Origin of the sequence: Roseateles sp. DB2, from assembly GCF_051857535.1 — a bacterium.
GTDB lineage: Bacteria > Pseudomonadota > Gammaproteobacteria > Burkholderiales > Burkholderiaceae_C > Roseateles_B.
In genome coordinates this window covers 167,296-191,179 of the sequence record NZ_JBPZGY010000007.1, presented here as the reverse complement: position 1 = coordinate 191,179, position 23,884 = coordinate 167,296, and the positions used below count along the sequence as shown (strand labels likewise).

At 69.1% G+C, this 23,884-nt stretch carries 17 protein-coding genes; 7 read left to right on the top strand and 10 right to left on the bottom strand.

Annotation, left to right across the window (positions count from 1 at the left end; genetic code table 11):
- Positions 1-669: 669 nt before the first annotated feature.
- The 8 genes from ACS5PK_RS13275 to queF form a co-directional block, all read right to left on the bottom strand.
- Entirely contained in the window at positions 670-2,619 is a 1,950-nt protein-coding gene (locus ACS5PK_RS13275) for an ABC-F family ATP-binding cassette domain-containing protein (protein ID WP_439440726.1), read from the bottom strand.
- A 7-nt stretch (positions 2,620-2,626) separates the two neighbouring features.
- Entirely contained in the window at positions 2,627-3,499 is an 873-nt protein-coding gene (gene prmB / locus ACS5PK_RS13270) for a 50S ribosomal protein L3 N(5)-glutamine methyltransferase (RefSeq protein ID WP_439440725.1), read from the bottom strand.
- A complete protein-coding gene (dapE, locus tag ACS5PK_RS13265; protein WP_439440724.1) occupies positions 3,496-4,677 on the bottom strand; it encodes a succinyl-diaminopimelate desuccinylase in 1,182 nt (393 codons plus the stop codon). The genes prmB and dapE overlap by 4 nt, the downstream gene beginning before the upstream one ends.
- Before the next feature lie 11 nt (positions 4,678-4,688).
- Positions 4,689-5,849, bottom strand: coding sequence for a PilT/PilU family type 4a pilus ATPase (locus ACS5PK_RS13260; RefSeq protein WP_439440723.1), 1,161 nt, complete (start codon positions 5,847-5,849; stop codon positions 4,689-4,691).
- A gap of 303 nt (positions 5,850-6,152) precedes the next feature.
- Positions 6,153-6,977: a 2,3,4,5-tetrahydropyridine-2,6-dicarboxylate N-succinyltransferase gene (dapD, locus tag ACS5PK_RS13255; RefSeq protein WP_439440722.1), complete on the bottom strand. Its 825-nt coding sequence runs from the start codon at positions 6,975-6,977 to the stop codon at positions 6,153-6,155.
- 81 nt (positions 6,978-7,058) lie between these two features.
- Positions 7,059-8,267: a succinyldiaminopimelate transaminase gene (dapC, locus tag ACS5PK_RS13250; protein ID WP_439440721.1), complete on the bottom strand. Its 1,209-nt coding sequence runs from the start codon at positions 8,265-8,267 to the stop codon at positions 7,059-7,061.
- A 25-nt stretch (positions 8,268-8,292) separates the two neighbouring features.
- Entirely contained in the window at positions 8,293-8,718 is a 426-nt protein-coding gene (locus tag ACS5PK_RS13245) for an SET domain-containing protein (protein WP_439440720.1), read from the bottom strand.
- 55 nt (positions 8,719-8,773) lie between these two features.
- The gene (gene queF / locus ACS5PK_RS13240; RefSeq protein ID WP_269632891.1) at positions 8,774-9,202 is read right to left on the bottom strand and encodes a preQ(1) synthase; all 429 of its coding nucleotides are present in this window, start codon (positions 9,200-9,202) and stop codon (positions 8,774-8,776) included.
- A 345-nt stretch (positions 9,203-9,547) separates the two neighbouring features.
- On the opposite strand from queF, the gene smc reads away from it, so the two are divergent.
- From smc to ACS5PK_RS13205, 7 genes are read left to right on the top strand one after another with little or no spacing between them, the layout of a single operon-like run.
- Positions 9,548-13,060: a chromosome segregation protein SMC gene (gene smc / locus ACS5PK_RS13235; RefSeq protein ID WP_439440719.1), complete on the top strand. Its 3,513-nt coding sequence runs from the start codon at positions 9,548-9,550 to the stop codon at positions 13,058-13,060.
- A gap of 52 nt (positions 13,061-13,112) precedes the next feature.
- Entirely contained in the window at positions 13,113-14,183 is a 1,071-nt protein-coding gene (locus ACS5PK_RS13230) for a cell division protein FtsZ (RefSeq protein ID WP_439440718.1), read from the top strand.
- 58 nt (positions 14,184-14,241) lie between these two features.
- Positions 14,242-15,552 carry a hemolysin family protein gene (locus tag ACS5PK_RS13225; RefSeq protein WP_439440717.1) on the top strand — a complete coding sequence of 437 codons (1,311 nt, stop codon included), beginning with the start codon at positions 14,242-14,244 and terminating at the stop codon, positions 15,550-15,552.
- A gap of 31 nt (positions 15,553-15,583) precedes the next feature.
- Positions 15,584-17,953 (top strand): NAD-dependent DNA ligase LigA, encoded by a 2,370-nt coding sequence (gene ligA / locus ACS5PK_RS13220; protein ID WP_439440716.1) that lies wholly within the window; start codon positions 15,584-15,586, stop codon positions 17,951-17,953.
- Positions 17,954-18,010: 57 nt separating this feature from the next.
- A complete protein-coding gene (locus ACS5PK_RS13215; RefSeq protein WP_439440715.1) occupies positions 18,011-18,682 on the top strand; it encodes a response regulator in 672 nt (223 codons plus the stop codon).
- Positions 18,679-20,115 carry a sensor histidine kinase gene (locus ACS5PK_RS13210; RefSeq protein ID WP_439440714.1) on the top strand — a complete coding sequence of 479 codons (1,437 nt, stop codon included), beginning with the start codon at positions 18,679-18,681 and terminating at the stop codon, positions 20,113-20,115. The genes ACS5PK_RS13215 and ACS5PK_RS13210 overlap by 4 nt, the downstream gene beginning before the upstream one ends.
- 50 nt (positions 20,116-20,165) lie before the next feature.
- Positions 20,166-21,368, top strand: a complete 1,203-nt coding sequence (locus ACS5PK_RS13205; RefSeq protein WP_439440713.1) for a serine hydrolase domain-containing protein — start codon at positions 20,166-20,168, stop codon at positions 21,366-21,368.
- Positions 21,369-21,390: 22 nt separating this feature from the next.
- Here ACS5PK_RS13205 and ACS5PK_RS13200 read toward each other — a convergent pair whose 3' ends face one another.
- Both ACS5PK_RS13200 and ACS5PK_RS13195 read right to left on the bottom strand, forming a co-directional pair.
- Complete coding sequence (locus ACS5PK_RS13200; protein ID WP_439440712.1) at positions 21,391-22,290, bottom strand: DMT family transporter; 900 nt, start codon at positions 22,288-22,290, stop codon at positions 21,391-21,393.
- A 4-nt stretch (positions 22,291-22,294) separates the two neighbouring features.
- Complete coding sequence (locus ACS5PK_RS13195) at positions 22,295-23,833, bottom strand: Ada metal-binding domain-containing protein (RefSeq protein ID WP_439440711.1); 1,539 nt, start codon at positions 23,831-23,833, stop codon at positions 22,295-22,297.
- Positions 23,834-23,884: the final 51 nt, after the last annotated feature.

Here is a 23,884-nt window from a genome sequence, read left to right as displayed (position 1 = left end):
TGACGCGGCCGTTGCTCGACCATTGATAGCTGAGCGGTGCGTCGCCCGAGGCGGCAACGCTCAGGTTCGCTGATTGCCCGTCATTGACAGTGACGTCCGTCGGCCCAAGCGTGATGCTGGGGGCCTTCGGGGCGGGCGTGGGGGCAGGCGCTGGTGTGGGTGTTGGTGTTGGTGCCGCGCTGGAACCGCCCCCGCCCCCCCCCGCCACATCCAGACAAACCGACAATGCACGCGATCGCCAGCAATCGCGTGCCTGCGTAAAGGCTCCGCATTCCTCACTCCCCTCATTCATGGTTGAAGCTGCCGAACGTCTGTCGGCAGCTGCCCCATTATCCGGGGCTCCGAGGTCGCTTCTCCTGAGGATTCCCTCGATTCGGGGCCGCGGCGTGGGTTTCCCCGTCCATTGGCAGAGGTCGGCTCCGATTCTCGATGGCGGCCTTGTGGCCTTCTGTTGTCGGGGCGCACGACGATCCCCTGCCTTGCCCTGCGCACAGGCAGGCTCGAATCGGCCCTGACCGGTTACTGGCAGCCCATTGCCTGCATCACGTCCAGAGGTGCTGCTTGAATCAGGACAAGATCATGAGGACAGCGTCCGCCAGGCTCCGTCCGTTGAGTCCTTCGGGTGCTTGCGAGATCCGGCGTCGAGTAGGGCAAGGCGTCCGGCCGTAATCAAAGCCCAGCCGCCGCCGTCAGGCCCTCGATCTGCTCGCTGAGCTCCAGCCAGCGCATTTCCAGCTCGTCGATCTCGTCGCCGACGGCCTTCAGGCGCCGGCCGCTCTCGGCGATGGCCGCCGGGGCGAGGGCACCCGTGGACAGCTCGGACTCCAGGGACTCGCGCTCCTGGGCGAGCTTGGCCAGTTGCCTGTCGATGGACTCGATCTCCTTGCGCAGCGGCCGCGTCTGCTCGTTGAGCTTCGCGCGCGCCTGCGCGGAGGCCTTGCGGTCCTCGCGCTGATTGGCGGGTGCCGTGGCGCTCGAGGACTTCTGCGCCTCGGTTGTGCTGCGGCTGGCCTCTTTGATGGCCTTGGCCGCCTCGCGGGCCGTCTCCAGCAGCCAGCGCTGGTAGTCGTCCAGGTCCCCGTCGAAGGGCAAGACCTGACCCTTGGCGACCAGCCAGAACTCGTCGCAGACCTCGCGCAGCAGGGCGCGGTCGTGGCTGACCAGCATCACCGTGCCCTCGAACTCGTTGAGGGCCATGGACAGCGCCTCGCGGGTCTGCAGGTCGAGGTGGTTCGTGGGCTCGTCCAGCAGCAGCAGGTTGGGGCGCTGCCAGACCAGCATGGCCAGCACCAGCCTTGCCTTCTCGCCGCCGGAGAGGCTGCCCACGGCCTGGTTGACCATGTCGCCCGTGAAGCGGAACTGGCCCAGGAAGTCACGCAGCTCCTGCTCGCGCGCCTGCGGGCTGACCTCCTTGGCCAGGCGGATCATGTGGGCCAGTGGGCCTTCGTCGGGCCGCAGCACATCCATCTCCTGCTGGGCGAAGTAGCCGATGGCCAGGCCCTTGCCCTCGGTGAGCGTGCCGCCCAGGGCCTTCTGCATGCGGGCGACGGTCTTGACCAGGGTGGACTTGCCCTGGCCGTTGGCGCCCAGGATGCCGATGCGCTGGCCGGCCAGCACGGTGCGGTTGATGTCGCGCACGATGGTGGTCTCGCCGTAGCCGCAGGCCACGTCGCGCAGCGAGAGCATGGGGTTGGGCAGGGAGACGGGCTCGCGGAACTCGAAGGCGAAGTCGGCGGAGGCCAGCACCGGCGCCAGACGCTCCATACGTTCAAGCGCCTTGACACGGCTCTGCGCCTGCTTGGCCTTGGTAGCCTTGGCCTTGAAGCGGTCGATGAACTTCTGCAGGTGGGCGATGCGGTCCTGTTGCTTGTCGAAGGCCGCCTGCTGCTGCTCCATGCGTTCGGCGCGCATGGCCTCGAAGGCGGTGTAGTTGCCGCCGTAGCGGGTCAGCTTGGCCTCGTCCAGGTGCAGGGTGACGCGGGTGATGGCGTCCAGGAATTCGCGGTCGTGGCTGATGATCAGCAGGGTGCCTTCGTAGCGCTGCAGCCAGGCTTCCAGCCAGACCAGGGCGTCCAGGTCCAGGTGGTTGGTGGGCTCGTCCAACAGCATCAGGTCGGCCGGGCACATCAGCGCGCGGGCCAACTGCAGGCGCATGCGCCAGCCGCCGGAGAAGCTGTTCACCGGCGCGTCCACCTGCGCGCCCTTGAAGCCTAGGCCCATCAGCAGGGCCTGGGCGCGGGAGCGGGCATCGAAGGCGCCGGCATCGCTCATGGCTACATGGCCTTCGGCGATGCCGTGGCCGTCGCCTGCCGCTTCGGCTCGGGCCAGCATCTCGCGAGCGGCCATCAGGCGCGTGTCGCCTTCCAGCACGAAGTCGGTGGCAGAGGCGTCAGTCTCTGGCATGTGCTGGGCGACCTCGGCCATGCGCCAGTGCTTCGGCACCTCGACGTCGCCGCGGTCGGCGTGCAGGCGGTCGGTCAGCAGGGCGAAGAGGCTGGACTTGCCTGCGCCATTGCGGCCCACGAGGCCGATCTTCTCGCCAGGTTGCAGCACCACGCTGGCATCGTCCAGCACGACCTTGGTGCCGCGTCGCAGCACCACATTCTTCAAGGTGATCATGTCTTGTTCAGTTCAGACCGGCGAGCAGGGCTTCGCGAGTCACGAGCAGCACCTGGTCTTCGCCGGCGCTGCATTCCATCCAGGCCACTTCCAGGCGCGGGAAGGCGGCTTCGAAAAATTCGCGCTCATTGCCGATCTCCAGCACCAGCACGGCATTCGCCTTCATCTGCTGCGGCGCGCTGGCGAAGAGCTTGCGCACGAAGTCCATGCCGTCGCTGCCACCCGCCAGGGCCAGCTCGGGCTCGGCGCGGTACTCGGCGGGCAGGGCGGCCATGGACTGGCTGTTGACGTAGGGCGGGTTGCACAGGATGAGGTCGTAAGGCCCCTGCGCCGGGACGAGGGCGTCCCCCTGCAGCAGGCGGACGCGTTCGCCCAGGCCGTGCCTGTCCACGTTGATGCGCGCCACGGCCAGTGCGTCCTCGGAGAGGTCGATGGCATCGACCTGCAGCTCAGGCCAGGCCATGGCCGCCAGGATGGCCAGGCTGCCATTGCCGGTGCACAGGTCCAGGGCCCGCGTGGTGTGCTCGGACAGCCAGGGGTCGATGGTCGCCTCGGCAATCAACTCGGCGATGAAGCTGCGCGGCACGATGGCGCGCTCGTCCACGTAGAAGGGCACGCCTTGCAGCCAGGCCTCGCGGGTGAGGTAGGCGGCGGGCTTGCGTGTGCGGATGCGCTCGTCCACCAGGGCTTCGATGGCCGCCAGCTGCGCGTCGTCCAGGGCGTCGTCCTCATGGTCGCCCAGGCCGTCCAGGGGCAGGCCCAGCTTCCACAGGGCCAGCCAGGCGGCCTCGTCAAAGGCATTGGTGGTGCCATGCCCAAATGCGACGCCCGCCTTGACGAGGCGGGCGGCTTGGGCTTCGATGCAGTCGATCAGCTTCACAGCAGCAATTGTTCCAGACAGAGGCAGTAGATGGCGGCCAGCGGGCCAACCTGGTCCACGGGCACGTATTCGTCGATTTTGTGGATGCTGGCGTTGAGGGGGCCGAATTCGGCCACCTGCGGGCAGACCTTGGCGATGAAGCGGCCATCCGAGGTGCCTCCCGTGGTCGACAGCTCGGTCTGCACGCCTGTCACCTCGTGGATGGCCATGCCGAGGGCTTCGCTGAGGCGCCCAACGGGCGTGAGGAAGGGCTCGCCGCTGAGGTTCCAGTCGAGCGCGTATTCCAGGCCGTGGCGCTCCAGCAGGGCATGGACGCGAGCCTTGAGGCTGTCCGGCGTCGACTCGGTGGAGAAGCGGAAGTTGAAGTCCAGTACCAGCTCGCCGGGAATGACATTGGTGGCGCCGGTGCCGGCAGCGATGTTGGAGATCTGGAAGGTGGTGGGCGGGAAGTAGCTGTTTCCGCGGTCCCATTCGGTGGCGGCAAGTTCAGCGAGCGCTGGGGCGGCCTGGTGCACCGGGTTGCGTGCCAACTGCGGGTAGGCCACATGGCCCTGCACACCAAGCACGCGCAGGCGGCCGGACAGCGAGCCGCGCCGGCCGTTCTTGACGGTGTCACCCAGCAGCCGGACCGAGGTTGGCTCGCCGACGATGCAGAAGTCCAGGCGCTGGCCACGTGCCTTCAGGCGCTCCACGCAGACCACCGTGCCGTCCTTGGCGGGGCCTTCCTCGTCGCTGGTCAGCAAGAAGGCGATGCCCCCGGCCGGCGCCGGGTGGCGCTCCAGAAAGGCCTCGCAGGCCGTGACCATGGCTGCCAGGGATGTCTTCATGTCCGCCGCACCACGGCCATAAAGCCGGCCCTCGCGGTAGCTGGGCACGAAGGGGTCGCTGGCCCAGGCGCTCAGGGCGCCAGTGGGCACGACGTCGGTGTGGCCGGCGAAGACCAGCACGGGACCTTCGCTGGCGGCACCTGGGCGCAGCGCCCACAGATTGCTGACGCGGGCATCTTCTGGACCGCTGTCCATGCGCTCCAGCTGGAAGCCCAGCCGGACCAGGCGTTCGCCCAGCAAGGCCAGGCAGCCTTCGTCGCGCGGGGTCACCGAGGGGCGGCTGATCAGCTGCTCCAGCAGTTGCAGGGTGGGTTCGGCCAGGCGCTGTGCCAGCTCGCTTGCATCAGTCATGCCGCTGGGCTTCATTCCGTGCGCACATCCAGGGTGATGGAGGTGAAGCTGGCCGTGTCGTCGGCCGGCTCTTCCTTCTTCTTGTTGCCATCGCCCTTGCCCAGGGCCGGGCCCTCGTTCTGCAGGCGCCACAGCAGATTCGTGGGCGAATCAGCGAAGGCGAGACCTTCTTCCTTGCTGATGATGCCTTCCTTGATCAAGTGGGCGAAGTGTTCTTCGAAGGTCTGCGAGCCTTCGGCGATGGACTTCTCCATGGCTTCCTTGACGCCGTTGAAATCGCCCTGCTCGATCAGCTCGGCCGTCAGCTTGGTGTTGACCAGGATTTCGGTGACCGGCACGCGGCCACCGGCCTGCGCGCGCACAAGGCGCTGGGACACCACTGCCTTCAGGCCGGCCGCCAAGTCGTTCAGCAGGGCGGGGCGGCTCTCGGGCGTGTAGAAGGACAAGATGCGGTTCAGCGCGTGGTAGCTGTTGTTGCCGTGCAGGGTGGCCAGCACCAGGTGTCCCGACAGGGCGTAGGAGATGGCCGCGGTCATGGTTTCGCGGTCCCGGATTTCGCCGATCAGGATGCAGTCCGGCGACTGGCGCAGCGCATTCTTCAGGGCCACGTGCAGCGAGGCGGTGTCACGGCCCACTTCACGCTGGTTGACCACCGAGCGCTTGTTGCTGAACAGGAATTCGACTGGATCCTCGATGGTCAGGATGTGGCCCGCCATGTTCTGGTTGCGCTGCTCCAGCATGGCGGCCAGCGTGGTGCTCTTGCCGGTGCCGGTCGCTCCCACCATCAGGATCAGGCCGCGTTTTTCCATCACCAGCTTGGAGAGGATGGGCGGCAGGTTGAGGCTGTCCAGCGAAGGGATCACATGCGGGATGTGGCGGAACACCGCCGCTATGGAGCCGCGCTGGCGGAAGGCGGACAGGCGGAAGCTCCCCACCTTGGAGATGGACACGGCCATGTTCAGCTCGCCGGTCTCGTCCAGTTCGGCCAGGTTGCGCGGGTCCAGCACTTCGGCGATCAGCTGGCGTGGCTGGCTGGGCGTGAGCAACTGGTCTGAGAGCTGCAACATCTGGCCGTTGATGCGGATCAGCACCGGCATATTGGCCGAGAGATAGATGTCCGAGGCGCCCTTGTCCGCCATCAGGCGCAGGATGCGCTCCATGTTTCCGCTCATGCCGTCTCCACCCCAATCAGAAAATCAAACGGGCTTCGCCGCCCCAGGAGGCGCGCGAAGCCCGAATCATCGCTTAGTTTTCACGAAGTGAAGAGGTGCGAACCATTCAGTTTTACCTGACTGGCGTTACCAGTTGCTGCTGCGAACAAGCCCAACTGCCCGATGGGCAGGCGATGCGCAAAGCCCGCCCGGGGCTCAGCTGGTGGGCGAGTTGCGCAGGAACTCCGCGAAGGGAGTCAGGCCGTAGCGACGCACTGACTTCGGCGGAGGTGGTCTCGTCGAAACGCAGCGCCTGTGCATGCCTCAGGCGCGCAGCAGTTCGTTGATGCTGGTCTTGGCACGGGTGCCGGCATCGACCTTCTTGACGATGATGGCGGCGTAGAGGCTGTACTTGCCGTCGGCCTTGGGCAGGGAGCCGCTGATCACCACCGAGCCGGCGGGCACGCGACCATAGGTGACCTCGTCCTTTTCGCGGTCGTAGATGGGGGTGCTCTGGCCGATGTAGACGCCCATGGAGATCACCGAGTTCTCCTCGACGATCACGCCCTCGACCACCTCGGAGCGGGCGCCGATGAAGCAGTTGTCCTCGATGATGGTCGGGTTGGCCTGAAGAGGCTCCAGCACGCCACCGATGCCCACGCCGCCACTCAGGTGCACGTGCTTGCCGATCTGGGCGCAGGAGCCCACGGTGGCCCAGGTGTCGACCATGGTGCCTTCGTCCACGTAGGCGCCAATGTTCACGTAGGAGGGCATCAGCACCACGTTCTTCGCCATGAAGCTGCCGCGGCGGGCCACGGCGGGCGGCACCACGCGCACGCCGGTAGCGCGCAACTGCTCCTCGCTCAGTCCTGCGAACTTGGTCGGGACCTTGTCGAAGAAGGCCAGGTCGCCGCTGCCCATGGCGCGGTTGTCATTGAGGCGGAAGGACAGCAGCACGGCCTTCTTAATCCACTGGTGCACCGTCCACTGGCCCACGGCCTGGCGCTCGGCCACGCGCAGGCGGCCGGCATCCAGCTCGGCCAGCACATGATCCACGGCCTCGCGCACGGCGGCGGGGGCGCTGCTGGGGCTGAACTGGGTGCGGTCTTCCCAGGCTTGGTCGATCAGGGTCTGCAGGTCTTGGCTCATGGTGTTCTCGAGTCAGGGAGAGGTGGGGGGAGGGCGCCGCGCGGGTCGGCGCCGGATGCGCGAGCGGGCGCCAGGAGAGGGTCAGGCCTTGTAGGCGCGGGTGAACTCGACGATGCGGCGAGCGGCTTCCAGGCATTCGGCCTCTTCGGCCACCAGGGCCAGGCGGATGCGGCCGCGGCCCGGGTTGACGCCGTGGGCCTCGCGGGCCAGAAGGCTGCCGGGCAGAACCGCCACATTGTATTGAGCGAGCAGTTCCAGCGTGAAGCGGACGTCATCGCCGCCCGGCACGCCCGCCCAGAGGTAGAAGCTGGCATCGGGCAGGGCCACGTCCAGCACCTCGGCCAGCAGGGGCGTCACCGCGGCGAACTTGGCGCGGTAGGCCTCGCGGTTGGCTGTCACGTGGGCCTCGTCGCTCCAGGCGGCGACGCTGGCGGCCTGCACCATGGGGTTCATGGCGCTGCCGTGGTAGGTGCGGTAGAGCAGGAACTTCTTCAGCAGCGCGGCATCGCCGGCCACGAAGCCCGAGCGCAGGCCCGGCACATTGGAACGCTTGGAGAGGCTGGTGAAAGCCACCAGATTGCGGAAGTCCGGCCGGCCCAGTTGCGCGGCGGCCTGCAGGCCGGAGAGCGGGGCTTCCTCGCGGAAGTAGATCTCGGAGTAGCACTCGTCCGAGGCGATCACGAAGCCATGGCGGTCCGACAGCGCGAAGAGCTCGCGCCATTCCTCGAGCGGCATGACGGCGCCCGTCGGGTTGCCGGGCGAGCAGACGTAAAGCAGCTGGGTGCGGGCCCAGGTGGCCTCGTCGATCTGGCGCCAGTCGGCCGCGAAGTTGCGCGCCGGGTCGGAGTTGGCGAAGGCGGGCCGCGCGCCGGCCAGCAGGGCGGCGCCCTCGTAGATCTGATAGAAGGGATTGGGGCAGACGACGGTGGCGCCGGGACGCGAGGCGTCGATCACCGTCTGGGCGAAGGCGAAGAGCGCCTCGCGTGAGCCGTTGACGGGCAGCACCTGGGTGGCTGGGTCCAGGGCGAGGCCGTAGCGGCGCTGCAGCCAGCCGCAGATGGCCTCGCGCAGCCTGGGCTCGCCGGCGGTGGCTGGGTAGACGGACAGGCCCGAGAGATGCGCCATCAGCGCGTCCTCGATCAGCTTGGGCGCGGGGTGCTTGGGTTCGCCGATCCCGAGGCTGATGGGGCGCAGGGCCGGGTTGGGCTGCAGGTCCTTCGTGAGGGCGCGCAGGCGCTCGAAGGGGTAGGGCTGCAGCTTGTCCAGCAGAGGGTTGTGAGGCGTTTGCATCCAGCGGGGCGCCGCTCGTGGCGGCTCAGAGTCGACCCTGGCAATTGTCAGCCCCGCAGCGGCATTCCAGCCGGCCTTCATGGTGGGTGAGGCCGTAGGACACGGTTATTTCTTCGCCAATCGCGATTTCGCGCAGGGCGAAGAAGCGCACCTCGCCGTCCGCCACCTCGATGCGGGCATTGGCCGTGCAGCTGTGGTTGGTGAAGCGCATGGCGTCGGCGGAGCGGCTGGCGTCGATGGCGCGCGAGGGCGAGAGCTCCACCAGCATCAGCCGCTGGCGGCCCTGGGCGCGGCGCCGGGCCTCGGCCACGGTGATGGGCTCGCCGGTGAGGTCGCCGATGTGGCGGCCTGCGTCGATCGGCTCGTCCGCGAAGACACCGAAGCCGTCGATGCGGCTGCGCTTCACGCGGACGGCGGCGTACTGGTGCAAGGGGCTGGTGTCGAAGGCCATCTGGACTGCAATGAAGAAGGGGGCCGAAGCCCCCTCGATGCGGCGATGCCCTGGCTTACAGCAGGCCGGTCTCGGCGCCGTGCTGGGGCAGGTCCACGCGGGGCTGGGGCTTCCAGCCCTTCTTGCGGTGCTCGACGACGACGTTGGTGTAGATGCCGCCGCGCACATACCACTTGGCGGTGATGCGGATGAAGCGCGGGTTGGTGACCTTCACGATGTCTTCCAGGATGGTGTTGGTCACCTTCTCGTGGAAGGCGCCCTCATCGCGGTAGGACCACATGTACATCTTCAGGCTCTTGAGCTCGACGCAGTACTCGTCCGCGATCATGTCGATCGTGAAGTGGGCGAAGTCGGGCTGGCCGGTCAGAGGGCAGAAGCAGGTGAACTCGGGCACCTGGAACTGGATGACGTAGTCGCGCTGCGGGGCCGGGTTGGGGAAGACGTGCAGCTCCTTGCTGGGGCGCGAGGGCGGGTTCACAGGCATCTCGCGCATCTTGGGCGCGGCCTTGGCAGCGGCCTTCGCGGGCTTGGTGGCTGCCTTGACGGTGGCCTTGGCGGTGGGCTTGGCAGCGGCGGCGCCGGCAGCGGTCTTGGTGTTCTTGCTCATGAGGGATTCCATGCCGTCGCCCGCCACTGACACGAGGGGCAGCACAGGCGCGTGGGGGAGGGATTTCGGGGAGGTGCGCGATGTTATCATCCGGCCCCGAGATTTGCCCCTGTTGAGGGGCATTTCTGTAAATAAATCAACGCCTTAGCTTCTGCTTCAACGCCGGCTTCGGCGCTACGCCTCGTGCGGACTTCGGGATTCTTAGAGCCAGCCTAGCCGTCCATGCGCCTGAACTCGATCAAGCTCTCGGGCTTCAAGTCCTTTGCCGAGCCCACCAATTTCCAGCTGCCGGGGCAGCTGGTGGGCGTGGTGGGGCCCAATGGCTGCGGCAAATCCAACATCATGGACGCCGTGCGCTGGGTGCTGGGCGAAAGCAAGGCCAGCGAGCTGCGTGGCGAGTCCATGCAGGACGTGATCTTCAACGGCTCCGGCAACCGCCGCCCGGCCAGTCGCGCCAGCGTGGAGCTGGTCTTCAGCAACGAGGATGCGCGGGCCGGCGGGCAGTGGAACCAGTTCGCGGAGATCGCCGTCAAGCGCGTGCTCACGCGTGAGGGCGGCAGCAGCTACTTCATCAACAACCAGCCCGTGCGCCGCCGCGATGTGCAGGACGTGTTCCTGGGCACCGGCCTGGGCCCGCGCGCCTACGCCATCATCGGCCAGGGCACGATCAGCCGCATCATCGAGTCCAAGCCCGAGGAACTGCGCCTGTTCCTGGAGGAGGCCGCGGGCGTCTCCAAGTACAAGGAACGCCGCCGCGAGACCGAGAACCGGCTCAAGGACACGCGTGAGAACCTCACGCGCGTGGAGGACATCCTTCGCGAGCTGAACAACAACCTCGAGAAGCTGGAGCGCCAGGCCGAGGTCGCCGCCAGCTACCGGGCCCTCCAGGACGCCGGCACGCTGAAGCTGCACCAGCTATGGTTTCTCAAGCACCGCGATGCCGCCACCGAGCAGGACCGCGTCAAGAAGGAGCACCTGGACGCCGTCAATGCGCTGGAAGCCCGTCTGGCCGAGCTGCGCGCCGTGGAGGCCGAGCTGGAGACGGTCCGCCAGGCCCATTACGCGGCCGGTGACGAGCTGCATGCCGCGCAGGGCCGCATGGCCGAGGCGCAGCTGGAGGTGAGCCGGCTGGAGGAGCGCATCCGCTACGTGGTCGAGGGCCGCCAGCGTGTCGAGAATCGCCTGATCGAGCTGCAGGCCCAGAACCAGCAGTGGGAGGAGCGTGCCGCCCAGGCCGAGGCCGAGCTGGAGGACATCGCCGCCAAGATCGCCGAGGCCGAGGAGCAGAGCGAGATCCTCGCCGCCCAGGCCGAGGAGCAGGCCATGAACCTGCCCAATCATGAAGATGCGGTGCGGGCGCACCAGGCCCGGGCCAATGAGCAGCGGGTGCAGGTCAGCCAGGTCCAGCAGCAGATCCAGGTGCTGGCCGCCGAGAGCCGCAACATCGACGAGCAGAACCGCCAACTGCGCACCCGCCGCGAGCGCCTGGCCACCGAGAGGCAAGGCCTGACCCTTCCGGACCAGGGCCGCCTGGAGGAACTGAAGCTCCAGAGCGTCGGCGCCGACGAGCAGCGCGACCTCGCCGATGCCCGTCTGCACGAGCTGCAGGAGCAGGTGCCGCAGCTGGACGAGTCCCGCCGCGCCGCCCAGGACGACGCCAACCGCCAGCTCGCGCGGCAGGCCGATCTGTCCGCGCGCCTGGAGGCGCTCAAGGCCCTGCAGGAAAAGGTGCAGACCGAGGGCAAGCTCAAGCCCTGGCTGGCCAGGCACGGCCTCGACGGCCTGGCCGGCCTGTGGACGCGTCTGCACATCGAGACCGGCTGGGAGAACGCCCTGGAAGCTGCCTTGCGCGAGCGCATGGGCGCGCTGGAGGTCGGTCGCCTTGAGACGGTGCGCGCCTTCGCCACCGACGCGCCGCCGGCCCGCCTGGCTTTCTACTCGCCCCCGGCGGCGGCCATCGCCAACACCCACGAGACCCTGCCGCGCCTCACCGACCTCCTGCGCCTGGACGACGCCGGCCTGAAGGCCCTGCTCAACGACTGGCTGGAGGGCGTCTACACCGCCGCCTCCATGGACGAGGCCCTGGCCGGCCGGGGCAAGCTCTCGCACGGCGAGGTCATCATGACCCGCGAAGGCCATGCGGTGAGCCAGTTCGCGGTGAGCTTCTACGCGCCGGACTCCGAGGCCGCCGGCCTGCTGGCCCGCGCGCAGGAGATCGAGAACCTGGGCCGCGAGCTGCGCGCCCAGACCCTCATCGCCGATGATGCCAAGACCCAGCTGATCCGCGCCGAAGCCGCCTACACCGAGGCCTCTCAGCGTCTGGCCGCGGTGCGCCGCGAGGCCAGCGAGTCCCAGACCCGCGCCCATCAGCTGCATGTGGAGCTGCTGCGCCTGTCTCAGCAGGCCGAGGCCGCCAGCACCCGCAAGGCCCAGCTGGAAGACGAGATCGCCGAGATCGATGCCCAGGCCGAGGAACTGCAGGAACGCCGCATGACCGGCGAGGCCCGCTTCGAGGAACTGGACCTGCAGCTGGCGGACACCCAGGAGCGCCATGCGCAGCTGGAAGAGGGCGTGATCCAGGCCGAGCGCAAGCTGGCCGAGGCCCGCGAGCAGCTGCGTGCGTTGGAGCGCCGCGCCCAGGAATCGCAGTTCGCCGCCCGCGGTCTGGCGGCGCGCCGCGGCGAGCTGCAACGCGGCATCGAGACCGCCGGCCAGCAGATCGCGCAGAACAAGGCCTCGGCCGAGAACCTGCAGCACGAGCTGGAGACCCTCAACGATGCCGCCGCGCAGGCCGGCCTGCAGGACGCCCTGGCCCTCAAGATGGAGCGCGAGCAGCAGCTCGCCGCCGTGCGCTGCAGCTATGACGACCTCAGCCTGCGCCTGCGCCGCGCCGAGGAGCAGCGCCTGAGCTTCGAGCGCAGCCTGGAGCCCCTGCGCGAGCGCATCACCAAGCTGCAGCTGGACGAGCAGGCCGCGCAGCTGGGCGGGGCCCAGTACCTGGAGCAGCTCAGCGCCGCGGGCGTCGACCTTGAACAGCTGGCGAAGACGGTGGAGGAGGGCGAGGTCAAGCTGTGGGGCCTGCAGAGCGAGATCGACCGCATCAACCGCGAGATCGCCGCCCTGGGCGCCGTCAACCTGGCCGCGCTGGACGAGCTCACCGCCGCCCGCGAGCGCAAGACCTTTCTGGACTCGCAGTTCGCCGACCTCACCAGCGCCATCAACACCCTGGAAGACGCCATCCACAAGATCGACCTTGAGACGCGCGACCTGCTGTCCGCCACCTTCAACCAGGTCAACGAGCATTTCGGCCGCATGTTCCCCAGCCTTTTCGGCGGCGGCAATGCCAGGCTGGTGATGACGGGCGACGAGATCCTGGACGCCGGCGTGCAGGTCATGGCCCAGCCGCCGGGCAAGAAGAACAGCACCATCCACCTGCTCTCGGGCGGCGAGAAGGCGCTGACGGCCATTGCCCTGGTGTTCGCGATCTTCCAGCTCAACCCGGCGCCCTTCTGCCTGCTGGACGAGGTGGATGCGCCGCTGGACGACGCCAACACCGAGCGCTATGCGCGCCTCGTGGCGCAGATGAGCGCTGGCACACAATTCCTCTTCATCTCGCACAACAAGATCGCGATGGAGATGGCGGAACAACTGATCGGGGTGACCATGCAGGAGCAAGGCGTGTCCCGTATCGTGGCGGTGGACATGGAAGCCGCCCTGACCATGGCAGAGAGCTGATGACGATGTTTGCAGTGGACCGCGTGGAGTTTGTCGAGATGGGGAGCCTGGCATGACGCTCACCGCGATGTTGGCCATCCTGGGGGGGCTGGTGCTGGCCGCCGTGATTGCCCATGGCGCCTGGACCGCCCGCAAGGCCGGCCCCCGGCGCGCCGATCCGTCCCAGGAACCCGGACTCGGCGAGCGCCAGGAACCTGGACTCGGCGATGCCCGGGCCGCTGTCGCTGACTCATTCGCCGAGGACCCCGGGCTCGCCGATACCGTGCCCATGCCCGGCCGCCAGCTGCTGCCCCGCAAGCCTTCCGTCCGCATCGACGCCTTGATCGACGCCATCGCCAGCGTCACGGTGGAGCTGCCGGTGAGCGGCGAGCTGGCGCTGTCACACCTGCCAGGCAGCCGCCGCGCCGGTACCAAGCCTTTCCAGATCGAAGGTCTGAATGCCGAGACGGGCGAGTGGGAGCTGCCCATCCCGGGACAGCGCTATGGTGAATTCCAGGCCGGCGTGCAGATGGCCAATCGCAGTGGGGCCCTGAACGAGATCGAGTATTCGGAGTTTCTGCAGAAGGTGCAGGGCTTTTCTGACGGCATCACCGGCTTCCTGCAGGCGCCGGACATGCTGGACGTGGTGGCCCGTGCCCGTGAGCTGGACCAGTTCGCCAGCGAGCACGATGCGCAACTGGCCGTAGTGCTGCGCGCCCGGTCCGCCGCCTGGACCCTGGGCTATGTGCAGCAGATGGCCCTGCGCCATGGCTTCGTGCCCGGGGCCATCCCGGGCCGCCTGGTCATGCCTGCGGCCGAGGAGGGCGCGCCGCCCGTGCTGCTGCTGAGCTTCGAGCCGCAGGCCGCCCTGGCCGAGGACCCGGCGGCCAGCAGCCTTCGCGAGCTGACCCTCTCGCTGGACGTGCCGCAGACGCCCGAGTCCCTGGAGCCCTTCGCCGCGTGGCAGGAATCGGCACGCCAGCTGTCCCGCGATTTCGAGGCCGACGTCTGCGACGATCGGGGCCAGGTCTTGCCCCTGATGGCCTTCCAGACTATCGGGCAGGAGCTGTCCACGCTTTACAAGGCCCTGGCCTCTCGCGATCTGGCTGCTGGCAGCCTGGCCGCGCGCCGCCTCTTCAGCTGAGCTCCCGCCCGGCCAGGGCGGCGACTACACTGGAGGCCCGCCACTGTCCCTGCCGCCCTTGAGCACCAGCCTCCTGCTCATCGCCCTGCTGATCGCCGCCAGTGCCTTCTTCTCGATGGCGGAGCTGTCCTTGGCCGCCTCCCGCCGACTGAAGCTGCGCCAGCTGGCCGACGAAGGTGACCCGCGCGCAGAGCGCGTGCTGCAGGTCCAGGAGCAGCCCGGCCATTACTTCACCGTGATCCAGATGGGCGTCAACACCGTCGCCATCCTGGGCGGCATCGTGGGCGAGGGCGCTTTCACGCCGCATTTCGCGCAGGCCCTGTCCTTCGTGCTCTCGCCTGAGCAGGCCCAGACCTTCGGCTTCGCGGCTTCCTTTGCCGTGATCACCGCGCTGTTCATCGTGCTGGCGGACCTGGTGCCCAAGCGCTTGTCCATGAACGAGCCCGAGCGCGTGGCCCTGGTGCTGGTCGGGCCCATGCTGGCGCTGGTCGCCATGCTCAAGCCCCTGGCCTGGGCCTTCAGCAGCCTCACCGAAGGCCTGATCCGCCTGATGGGTCGGCCGGCGACGCGCGACAACAGCATCACCCACCTCGACATCCTGGCCCTGGCCGAAGCCGGCAACGAGGCCGGCGTGGTGGCCGATGCCGAGCAGCAGGTGATCGAGAACGTCTTCGAGCTGGACACCCGCACGGTGGAGAGCAGCATGACCACCCGCGAGCGCGTGGTCTTCTTCAGCCTGGACGACGACGACGCCCTGGTGCGCAACCGCATCGCCGAGGAGCCACACTCGACCTACCTGGTCTGCGATGGCGAGATCGACCAGGTGGTGGGCTATGTGGACGCCACCGACCTCTTCCAGCGCGTGCTGCGCGGCGAGCGCATCGAGCTGCGCGGCAGCAGCGGGCTCATCAAGAAGGTGCTGATCGTGCCGGATCGCATCACGCTATCCGAGGTGCTGGCCCAGTTCCGCCAGGCTCACGAGGACTTCGCCGTCATCGTCAACGAGTACAGCCTCGTGGTCGGCGTGATCACGCTGAACGACGTGATGAGTACCGTCATGGGCAGCCTCGTGAGCCCGCACGACGAGGAGCAGATCGTGCGCCGCGAAGACGGCTCCTTCCTCGCCGACGGCATCACCCCCATTCCTGATGTGCAGCGCGCCTTGGGCCTGGAGGCCTGGCCGCATGCAGGCCAGTACGACACCCTGGCCGGCTTCCTGATGGTGATGCTGCGCCGCATCCCGAAGCGGACCGACCACGTGCTGTGGGAAGGCTGGCGCTTCGAGGTGATGGACGTCGACAGCCACCGGGTCGACCAGGTCATGATCGCTCGCGAGGAAAGCCCTGCATCCGGGGTGAGCCCGGGCTGAGCGGGGCCAGGCTTGGGCACAATCGCTGCCCATGAGCCAGAACGATCTCTTCGCCACCGCCCCAGAAGGTGAGGCCTCGCCCGCCGAACGCGCCGCGCAGCTGCGCGAGCAGCTGAACCACCACGCCCACCTCTACTATGTGCTGGATGCGCCGGAGCTGCCGGACGCCGAGTACGACCGCCTTTTCCAGGAGCTGCAGGCCATCGAGGCCGCTCATCCCCAGCTGCTGACGACCGACTCGCCCACCCAGCGCGTGATTGGCCGCGTGCTGGACGGCTTCACGCCGGTGCAGCATGCGGTGCCCATGCTGTCCATTCGCACCGAGACCGATACCGAGGCCAGCGGCGCCGAGAACTTCGACGCCCGGGTGCGCCGTGAGCTGGGCCTTGACGAGAGCGCCGCGCCGGTCGAGTACGCCGCGGAGCTGAAGTTCGACGGCCTGGCCATGAACCTGCGCTACGAGCAGGGCGTGCTGGTGCAGGCGGCCACCCGTGGGGATGGTGAAACGGGCGAAGACGTCACCCAGAACATCCGCACCATCGGGCAGATCCCGCTGCGCCTGAAGGGCCTAGCCCCCGAAGTGCTGGAGGTGCGCGGCGAGGTCTACATGCGGCGCGACGACTTCGAGCAGCTCAACGAGAGCCAGCGCGGCAAGGGCGAGAAGACCTTCGTGAACCCGCGCAACGCAGCCGCAGGGGCGGTGCGCCAGCTGGATCCTGCCATCGCTGCGCAACGCCCTCTGAGCTTCTTTGCCTATGGCCTTGGAGAGGTGCGCGGCTGGGCCGTGCCGACCACGCACAGCTGCCTGCTCGATGCCCTGGCGGCCTTCGGGCTGCCGGTCTGCGCTGACCGTGCCATCGTGCAGGGTGCAGCCGGCCTCGTGGCCTTCCACCGCCAGATGGGCCAGCGGCGCGATGCCTTGCCCTTTGACATTGACGGCATCGTCTACAAGGTCAACAGCCTGGCCCTGCAGCAGCGCCTGGGCTTCGTGACCCGCGAGCCGCGCTGGGCCGTGGCCCACAAGTACCCGGCCCAGGAGCAGATGACGCGCCTGCTGGACATCGACATCCAGGTCGGCCGCACCGGCAAGCTCACCCCCGTGGCCAAGCTGGAGCCCGTCTTTGTGGGCGGCACCACGGTCAGCAATGCCACGCTGCACAACGAGGACGAGGCCCGGCGCAAGGATGTGCGCGTGGGCGACACCGTCATCGTGCGCCGCGCCGGTGACGTGATCCCCGAGGTGGTGGGCGTGGTGCTGGACCGCCGTCCGGCCGACGCCAGCGCGCCCTTCGACCTCTACCAGCGCCTGGGCGGCCATTGCCCGGTCTGCGGCAGCGGTATCGCGCGCGAGGAGGGCGAGGCCGACTGGCGCTGCACCGCCGGCCTGTTCTGCCCAGCCCAGCGCAAGCAGGCCCTGCTGCACTTCGCCAGCCGCCGAGCCATGGACATCGAAGGCTTCGGCGAGGAGATCGTCTCCGCCCTGGTGGACGGTGGCCTGGTCAAGACCCCGGCCGACCTCTTCCTGCTCAAGCGCGAGCAACTGATCGGTCTGCGCCTGGCTGGTGGCAGCACGCTGCAGACCCTCAGTGCAGACAACCTGCTGGCCGCCCTGCAGGCCGCGCGCGCGCCGGCCCTGGGCCGCTTCCTCTTCGCTCTGGGCATCCGGCATGTGGGCGAGAGCACCGCGGCGGCCATTGCCAAGTTCTACGGCAGCTGGCAGGCCTTCCTCGCCACCGGCCGGCACACGCCGCGCCTGATCCCGGACATCGGCAAGGAGGTCGCCGACTCCATCGCCGCCTTCAATGCGGAGCCGCACAACCGTGAGGTGGTGATGGCCATGACGGGCGAGGAGGCCCAGGTGCAGCCCTCCGTGCTGACGCCGGCCGTGCGCGTCCCGCTCAAGCAACTGCTGGCCCTGGTCAAGGCGGTGGACGGCGAGGAGGGCGGCCGGCGGCTCAAAGGCATCGGCGGCGGCACCATCGAGCGCCTGGCCGAGGCCTGCGGCACGCCCCAGGCCCTGCTGCAGGCGACGCAGGCCGACCCCGCGCTGGAATCCGCCCGGCTGGCCTTCGGCGAACTCCTGGTCCAGGCACCCTGGGCCGCGACGATGGCAGAACTGGCGGCGCTGGGCAATGTCTGGGAGACCACCGTGGCCACGCCCGAGGGGGCGGCCGGCGTGGCCGGGCTCACCTTCGTACTGACCGGCACGCTGCCCACGCTGTCGCGCGACGCTGCCAAGGCGCTGATCGAGGCGGCGGGCGGCAAGGTCAGTGGCTCGGTCTCCCGGAAGACTCACTACGTGGTCGCGGGCGAGGAGGCCGGCTCCAAGCTGGACAAGGCCCGCGAGCTGGGCGTCACCGTGCTGGACGAGGCTGGCCTGCAGGCCTTGCTCGCCGGCTGAGTCCTGCCTGTCTGGCGGCACTCCCCGCCAGCGGCCGTGCTGTAGACAATCGCGCCCATGCACATCCTGTTGATCGAGGACGATCTGGACCTGGGTGCGGCCTTGCAGACCGCCCTGCGCCTGGAGGGCCACAGCAGCGTCTGGCTGCGCCGTGCGGGCGATGCGCCGCTGAAGCTCGATCCCGCCGAGCAGGACGCCGTGCTCCTGGACCTGGGCCTGCCCGATGGCAGCGGGCTGGAGCTGCTGCGACGATGGCGTTCTCAGGGGCAGGTCTTGCCTGTCGTGGTGATGACGGCCCGTGCGGCCCTGGACGACAAGCTCGCCAGCTTCGACGACGGCGCGGACGACTACGTGGTCAAGCCCTTCGAGATCCCCGAGCTGCTGGCGCGGCTGCGTGCCGTGCTGCGCCGCGGCGCTCAGCAGGCCGATGACCGCTGGTGCTTTGGCGCACTGGTGCTGGAGCCCCGCCTGCACCGGGCCAGCCTGGACGGCGTGCCCCTGGCGCTGTCGCCCCGCGAGTACCAGCTGCTGTTGGAGCTGGCTCGCGAGCGGGGCGGCGTGCTGCCCAAGACCGTGCTTGCCCAGAGGCTGGCACCGCTGGGCGAAGCCCTGAACTTTGCGGCACTGGAGGTGCATCTCTCCAATCTGCGGCGAAAGATCGGGCCCGAGCGCATCGGCACCGTGCGCGGCGTGGGCTACTGCCTGCAGGCCGGGAGCGGCCCGGCATGAGGGCCTGGAAGCTCTGGCAGCCCAGCCTGGCACGGCGCCTGCTGATGGCGCTGCTGGGCGCCTTCGCCCTGGTGGCTGGCGTGCTGGTGCTGCAGGAATACCTGCAGTTCAAGCGTCAGATGAGCGAGCAGCCGGGCATTCGCCAGTTGGCCGACCTGATGCGTTCCGGGATCGCGAACGAGCCGGATGGCCCCACGGCGGGCCGCGTGCTCGCCGGTCAGATCACCCATCTGAATGCCCTGCGCCGCCAGACTGGCGTGCTCCCCGAGGATCTGCTGCTGCAGCTCTACGACCGCGAGGGGCGTCTGGTCTATGCCAGCGGACCCGGCGAGCCCATCGCCCAGCCGGGTGTGGCGGAGCAATGGCTTCAGGGGCGGCGCCACTGGACCTGGCGCGAGGATGGTGAGCGCTGGTCCCTGCGCCTGGCTGAGCCGACCTTGCCTGATGTGGACCTGCTGGGCTGGTTGGCGCGCGGCTTGGGCGGCTCGATGCTGCTGGCTTTCCCGCTGGTGCTGATCCCGCTGTGGCTGGCCGTGCACACCGGGCTGCAGCCCCTGCGTCGCTTTGCACAGCGGCTGGGCGGCCTGGAAGCCGACCAGGCGCTGGCGCCGCGCGAGCTGGACCTGCGCTACGCGGAGCTGCGCCCGCTGGGCCTCGCCTTCGATGGCCTGATGGCGCGCCTGCGCCAGCGCAGGGCCCGCGAGCGGGCCTTTGTGCAGGATGCTGCGCATGAGCTGCGCACACCGCTGGCCGTGATCGCGGCACAGACCCATGTGTTGGTCCAGTCCGCAGACGAGCAGGGGCGCCAGGAGGCGGGCGAGCGGCTGCTGGCGGCCATCCGCCGGACCTCGCACCTGTCGCAGCAGCTGCTGGACCTGGCGAGCCTTGATGGCAAGACCGAACGCCCGCACCAGCGCCTGGACCTGGTGCAGGCGAGTGCGCAGTTGCTGGCAGACCTGCATGGGCGGGCCCGCGAGCGCGGACTGACGCTGGTGCTGGAGGCGCCCGAGCAACTGCCGCGGGTGCTGGATGTCGCGGCCTTCCAGACCGTGCTGCACAACCTGCTGGACAACGCCCTGCGCTACGTCCAGGCCGGAGGCCAGATCGTGCTGACACTTGCCGGCGAAAGCGGTGGCGGACCTGGGCCTGTGCCGCCGCGCGGCAGCGAAGCGTCCGGCGAATGCGAAGGCTGGACCCTGACGGTGTCGGATGACGGCCCCGGCATTGCGCCGGAGCACCGGAATCTGGTCTTTGAACGCTTCTGGCGCGGCCCGGATGTCGCCGTTGCCGGAAGCGGCCTGGGACTGGCCATCGTGCAGCAGGCGGTGAACCGGCTGGGCGGGCGGATCAGCCTGGCCGCGGGGCCGGACGGGCTGGGCTGCACCTTCACGCTGAGCGTCCCCCGTGCCCCGACGCTCTTTGGCTCTTCTTAAGGTCCGGCGGCCAAGAATTCCGTCCATCCATTTGACAGAGGGAGACGAGGATGGACAGCACAGGATTTCAGACGCGCCGCCAGCTGCTGGCATGGCTGGGCATGGCCGGTGTCGGCCTCGGCCTGCAGGCCTGCGGCTCGGGCAGCGACGCCGCTGAGCCCAGCGAGCGCCAGCGCCAGGCCCTGCGCCTTCAGGCACAGGCCGAGGCCTGCGTGAAGGACGGGCTGGTGGGGGTGGTGATGGGGCGACAGGACGGCGTCAATGCCGAGGCCCTGCGCGCCGCCGCCGGCCGGACCCAACTGAGCGGTGGCCAGGCGCTGAAGGGCGATGAGCGCTTCATCGTCGGTTCCAACACCAAGGCCATGAGCGCGGCCCTGGCTGCCCGCTGCGTGGAGCGCGGCCTGCTGCGCTGGGACAGCCGCCCGGCCGAGCTGCTGTCGGGCTTGGCCGCCAGTCAGCATCGCGGCTATCAAGACCTGACCCTGTCAATGCTGCTGGACCACCGCGGCGGCCTGCCGGCCTTCACGGACGACGCTGACCTCGAGCGCTTCGGCGCCTATCTGCAGGGCTACGCCGGCACGCTGCCGGCCACGGAGACCGGCCGCAGGCGCTTCTTCGTCGACTGGCTGCTGGCCCAGGCGCCGGCCGCTCGGCCCGGGCAGGACTTCCGCTATTCCAACGCCGGCTATGCGGTGGCAGCGGCCCTGCTGGAAGCGGCCAGTGGGCAGGACTTCAAGGCGCTGTTCGCTCGCGAGCTGTCCGACCCCCTGCAACTGGACGTGGCCTGGGGCGCCCCCGTCGGTGCCGGCCAGCCCCAGGGGCATGCGGGCGCTTCGCCTCAGCAACTGAGTGCGCTGCCCACGACGCCGGACGAGCAACTGGCCTGGCTGGCCGTGCTGGCGCCTGCCGGCGAGGCCAACCTGGCCGCTCCCTCCTATGGCCGCTGGCTGCAGCTGCACCAACTGGCCTTGCAGGGGCGCAGCAGCGCGCTGCCGCACAGCTACATCAGCCGCCTCCAGGCCCTGCGGCCCGGTGACTATGCCCTGGGATGGTCAGTCACTCAGTTCGAGGGCCGCAGCCTGCTGCTCCACACCGGCGCCAACGCGGGCTTCATGAGCCTGGCGGCCCTGGCCCAGGATGGCAGCCAGCACCTCTTCGCCTTGAGCAATACCTTCGGCCTGCGCGCCGACGGCAGCAGCTGGGTGCTGGAGCGGCTCAATACGGCCGCGATCGCCCTGTTGATGCCGCTCTGAGGCTGGCCCGGTGCCAGTCCTGTCAGGTCGACCGCTGCTGCGGCAGCTTCAGCACCCCGATGGCCAGGGCCGTGCCCAGCAGCACGATGGCGCAGCCCGCTGCCATGTGCAGGGTGAAGGATTCGCCCAGGAACACCGCGCCCCACAGCACCGCGAAGACCGGGATCAGGAAGGTCACCGACAGCGCGTAGCTGGGCCCGGCGCGCTGCATCAGCCGGAAGTAGAGGATGTAGGCCAGGCCCGAGCACAGCAGAGCCAGGGCGATGGCGCTGAGCCAGGCCGTCTGACCGGGCATCTGTGCCGGCCACTGCGCGGCGGCCGGCACGGCCAGCAGCAGGGCGGCGAAGGCCTGGCTGCCGGTGGCTACGGCCAGGGGGCGCGTCTGGCCGAGGTACTTCTTGGTGGCGCTGGCGGCAAGGCCGTAGCAGCAGGTCGCGCCCAGGCAGGCCAGGATGGCCCAGCCGCTGCCGCCGGGCTTGAAGCTGGCCTGCTCCCAGGCCAGGAATACCACGCCGGCAAAGCCCACCAGCAGTCCCAGGCGGCGGCCGGTGTCCAGGCGCTGGCCCAGCCAGATCGAGGCCACCAGGGCGCCCCAGATGGGCGTGGTCGCGTTCAGGATGCTGGACAGCCCGGCTGTGATGGACAGCGCCGCATAGCTGAAGAAGGCGAAGGGCAGGGCGCTGTTGAGCAGGGCCACCAGCATCAGCGGCCGCCAGTCCCGGCGCAGCTCCTGCAGCCCTGCGCGGCCGCCCTGCCAGGCCAGCAGGGGCAGCAGGAAGAGCCCCGCGCCTGCCACCCGGACAAAGGCCAGTGCCAGTGGCCCGAACGCGGGCGCGCCCAGGCGCAGAAAGAGGAAGGAGGCGCCCCAGATGGCCGCCAGCAGGGTCAGTTCGGCCACGTTGAGCCGGGCATGGTCTTGCATGGTGTCAGTTCTTGCTTCGCGGGGATTGGGCCGCGTGGTGCCACAGCTGCAGCACGGCATAGGAGCGGAAGGGGCTGAAGGCCAGGGCATGCTGGGCCAGGACCTTGGGCGACGGGGGCGTCTGGCCGGGCTGGGTGAGCTGCTGCTTCAGGACCACGTCGCCCGGCGGGAAGAGGTCTGGCGCGCTCCAGCCGCGCATCAGCATGTACTGCGCAGTCCAGGGGCCGATGCCGGGCAGGGCCTGCAGCTCGGCCAGTGCTGCCTCCTGCGTGCCTTGCTGGCGGGCATAGGCCAGCGTCGGCCAGTGCTGCGCCAGGGTGATCAAGGCCTGGGCCCGTGTGCGGATGATGCCCAGCTCGGCGATGGCCTCCACCGGCAGACCGGCGATGCGCTCGGGGCTGGGGAACAGGCGCTGCACCTCGGGCGTGCGGTGGCCTTCGGGCAGCAGCTCGCCGAAGCGTTCGACGAAGCGCGAGGCCAGGGTGCGCGCAGCCGCCACCGTGACCTGCTGGCCCAGCACGGCGCGCGCGGCCAGCTCGTAGCGGTCCAGGCAGCCGGGCAGGCGAAGGCCCGGCTCCAGCGCGGGCAGGCAGGCCAACTGCTTCTGGATGGCCTCGGGTGCGGCATCCAGGTCCAGCCAGCGCCGCACCAGGGGAATCAGGCTGCCAGCAGCCATCCACAGCGTCGAGCAGGGCGAGAGCAGCACGGTGTTGCGCTCAGGCTGGAAACGCACCACCAGGCGGCCCGCGGCCCAGGCGCCCTGGTGCCACAGGCGCAGGCTGCGGCTGATCATGCGCTGTGCTCGGTCCACCTGTTCCACGCCGGGCACGGCGCGGGCTTCCAGAAAGGCCAGCAGGGCATCCACGGCCAGGGGAGGGCGGTAGCCCAGGCGCAGGCCGGGCTCGCCGCAGGCGGTGACGGAAGGAGGCGGTTCGCCCGACTTGCGCAGGCTGCCGGGCTGCAGGCGGTAGTGCTGCAGGAACAGAGCGTTGAAGCGCCGCAGGCTGCCAAAGCCCGCGGCCTCGGCTACCTGGGCCATGGCCATGGGGCTGTCCATCAGCAGTTGCTTGGCCAGCAGCAGTCGCCGCGTGTGCAGGAAGGCCAGGGGCGAAACCCCGTGTTCGGCCTCGAAGATGCGCTGCAGGTGGCGGCTGCTGATGCCCAGTCGATCAGCCAGCGCGCTGACGTTCTGGCGCGGATCGGCCTCGATCAGCTGCGCCGCCTGGCGGGCCAGGGTGCGGCTGGCGTCGGTCACGCTCCAGCGCAGGTCCTGGGCGGGGGCGGTCTCGGGGCGGCAACGCAGGCAGGGACGGTAGCCGGCGGCCTCGGCCTGCGCGGCATTGGCGAAGAAGCTGCAATTCTCGCGCCGCGGCGTCTTCACCCGGCATACCGGCCGGCAGTAGATGCCGGTGGAGCTCACGCCGACGAACCAGAGGCCATCGAAGCGAGCATCGCGCGCCAGCAGGGCGGGATAGCAGTGCTCGGCGCTGAGGTCGGCGCTGAGGTGGGCACTGGGGTGGGCGCTGGTGAGGGGGCGGGACATGGACCCATCTTAGGTGGGCGACTGCCAGCGGGCTGGACGAAATCGGACCCC

Bases quoted from the DNA above. Each gene is read 5' to 3' on its own strand.
- queF (WP_269632891.1), bottom strand. From the start codon at position 9,202: ATGCCTGTGAACCCGCCCTCGCGCCCCAGCAAGGAGCTGCACGTCTTC.
- ACS5PK_RS13260 (WP_439440723.1), bottom strand. From the start codon at position 5,849: ATGAGCGGAAACATGGAGCGCATCCTGCGCCTGATGGCGGACAAGGGC.
- ligA (WP_439440716.1), top strand. From the start codon at position 15,584: ATGAGCCAGAACGATCTCTTCGCCACCGCCCCAGAAGGTGAGGCCTCG.
- dapE (WP_439440724.1), bottom strand. From the start codon at position 4,677: ATGACTGATGCAAGCGAGCTGGCACAGCGCCTGGCCGAACCCACCCTG.
- ACS5PK_RS13245 (WP_439440720.1), bottom strand. From the start codon at position 8,718: ATGGCCTTCGACACCAGCCCCTTGCACCAGTACGCCGCCGTCCGCGTG.
- smc (WP_439440719.1), top strand. From the start codon at position 9,548: ATGCGCCTGAACTCGATCAAGCTCTCGGGCTTCAAGTCCTTTGCCGAG.
- ACS5PK_RS13210 (WP_439440714.1), top strand. From the start codon at position 18,679: ATGAGGGCCTGGAAGCTCTGGCAGCCCAGCCTGGCACGGCGCCTGCTG.
- ACS5PK_RS13230 (WP_439440718.1), top strand. From the start codon at position 13,113: ATGACGCTCACCGCGATGTTGGCCATCCTGGGGGGGCTGGTGCTGGCC.
- dapC (WP_439440721.1), bottom strand. From the start codon at position 8,267: ATGCAAACGCCTCACAACCCTCTGCTGGACAAGCTGCAGCCCTACCCC.
- ACS5PK_RS13200 (WP_439440712.1), bottom strand. From the start codon at position 22,290: ATGCAAGACCATGCCCGGCTCAACGTGGCCGAACTGACCCTGCTGGCG.
- ACS5PK_RS13215 (WP_439440715.1), top strand. From the start codon at position 18,011: ATGCACATCCTGTTGATCGAGGACGATCTGGACCTGGGTGCGGCCTTG.
- dapD (WP_439440722.1), bottom strand. From the start codon at position 6,977: ATGAGCCAAGACCTGCAGACCCTGATCGACCAAGCCTGGGAAGACCGC.
- ACS5PK_RS13205 (WP_439440713.1), top strand. From the start codon at position 20,166: ATGGACAGCACAGGATTTCAGACGCGCCGCCAGCTGCTGGCATGGCTG.
- ACS5PK_RS13195 (WP_439440711.1), bottom strand. From the start codon at position 23,833: ATGTCCCGCCCCCTCACCAGCGCCCACCCCAGTGCCCACCTCAGCGCC.
- ACS5PK_RS13275 (WP_439440726.1), bottom strand. From the start codon at position 2,619: ATGATCACCTTGAAGAATGTGGTGCTGCGACGCGGCACCAAGGTCGTG.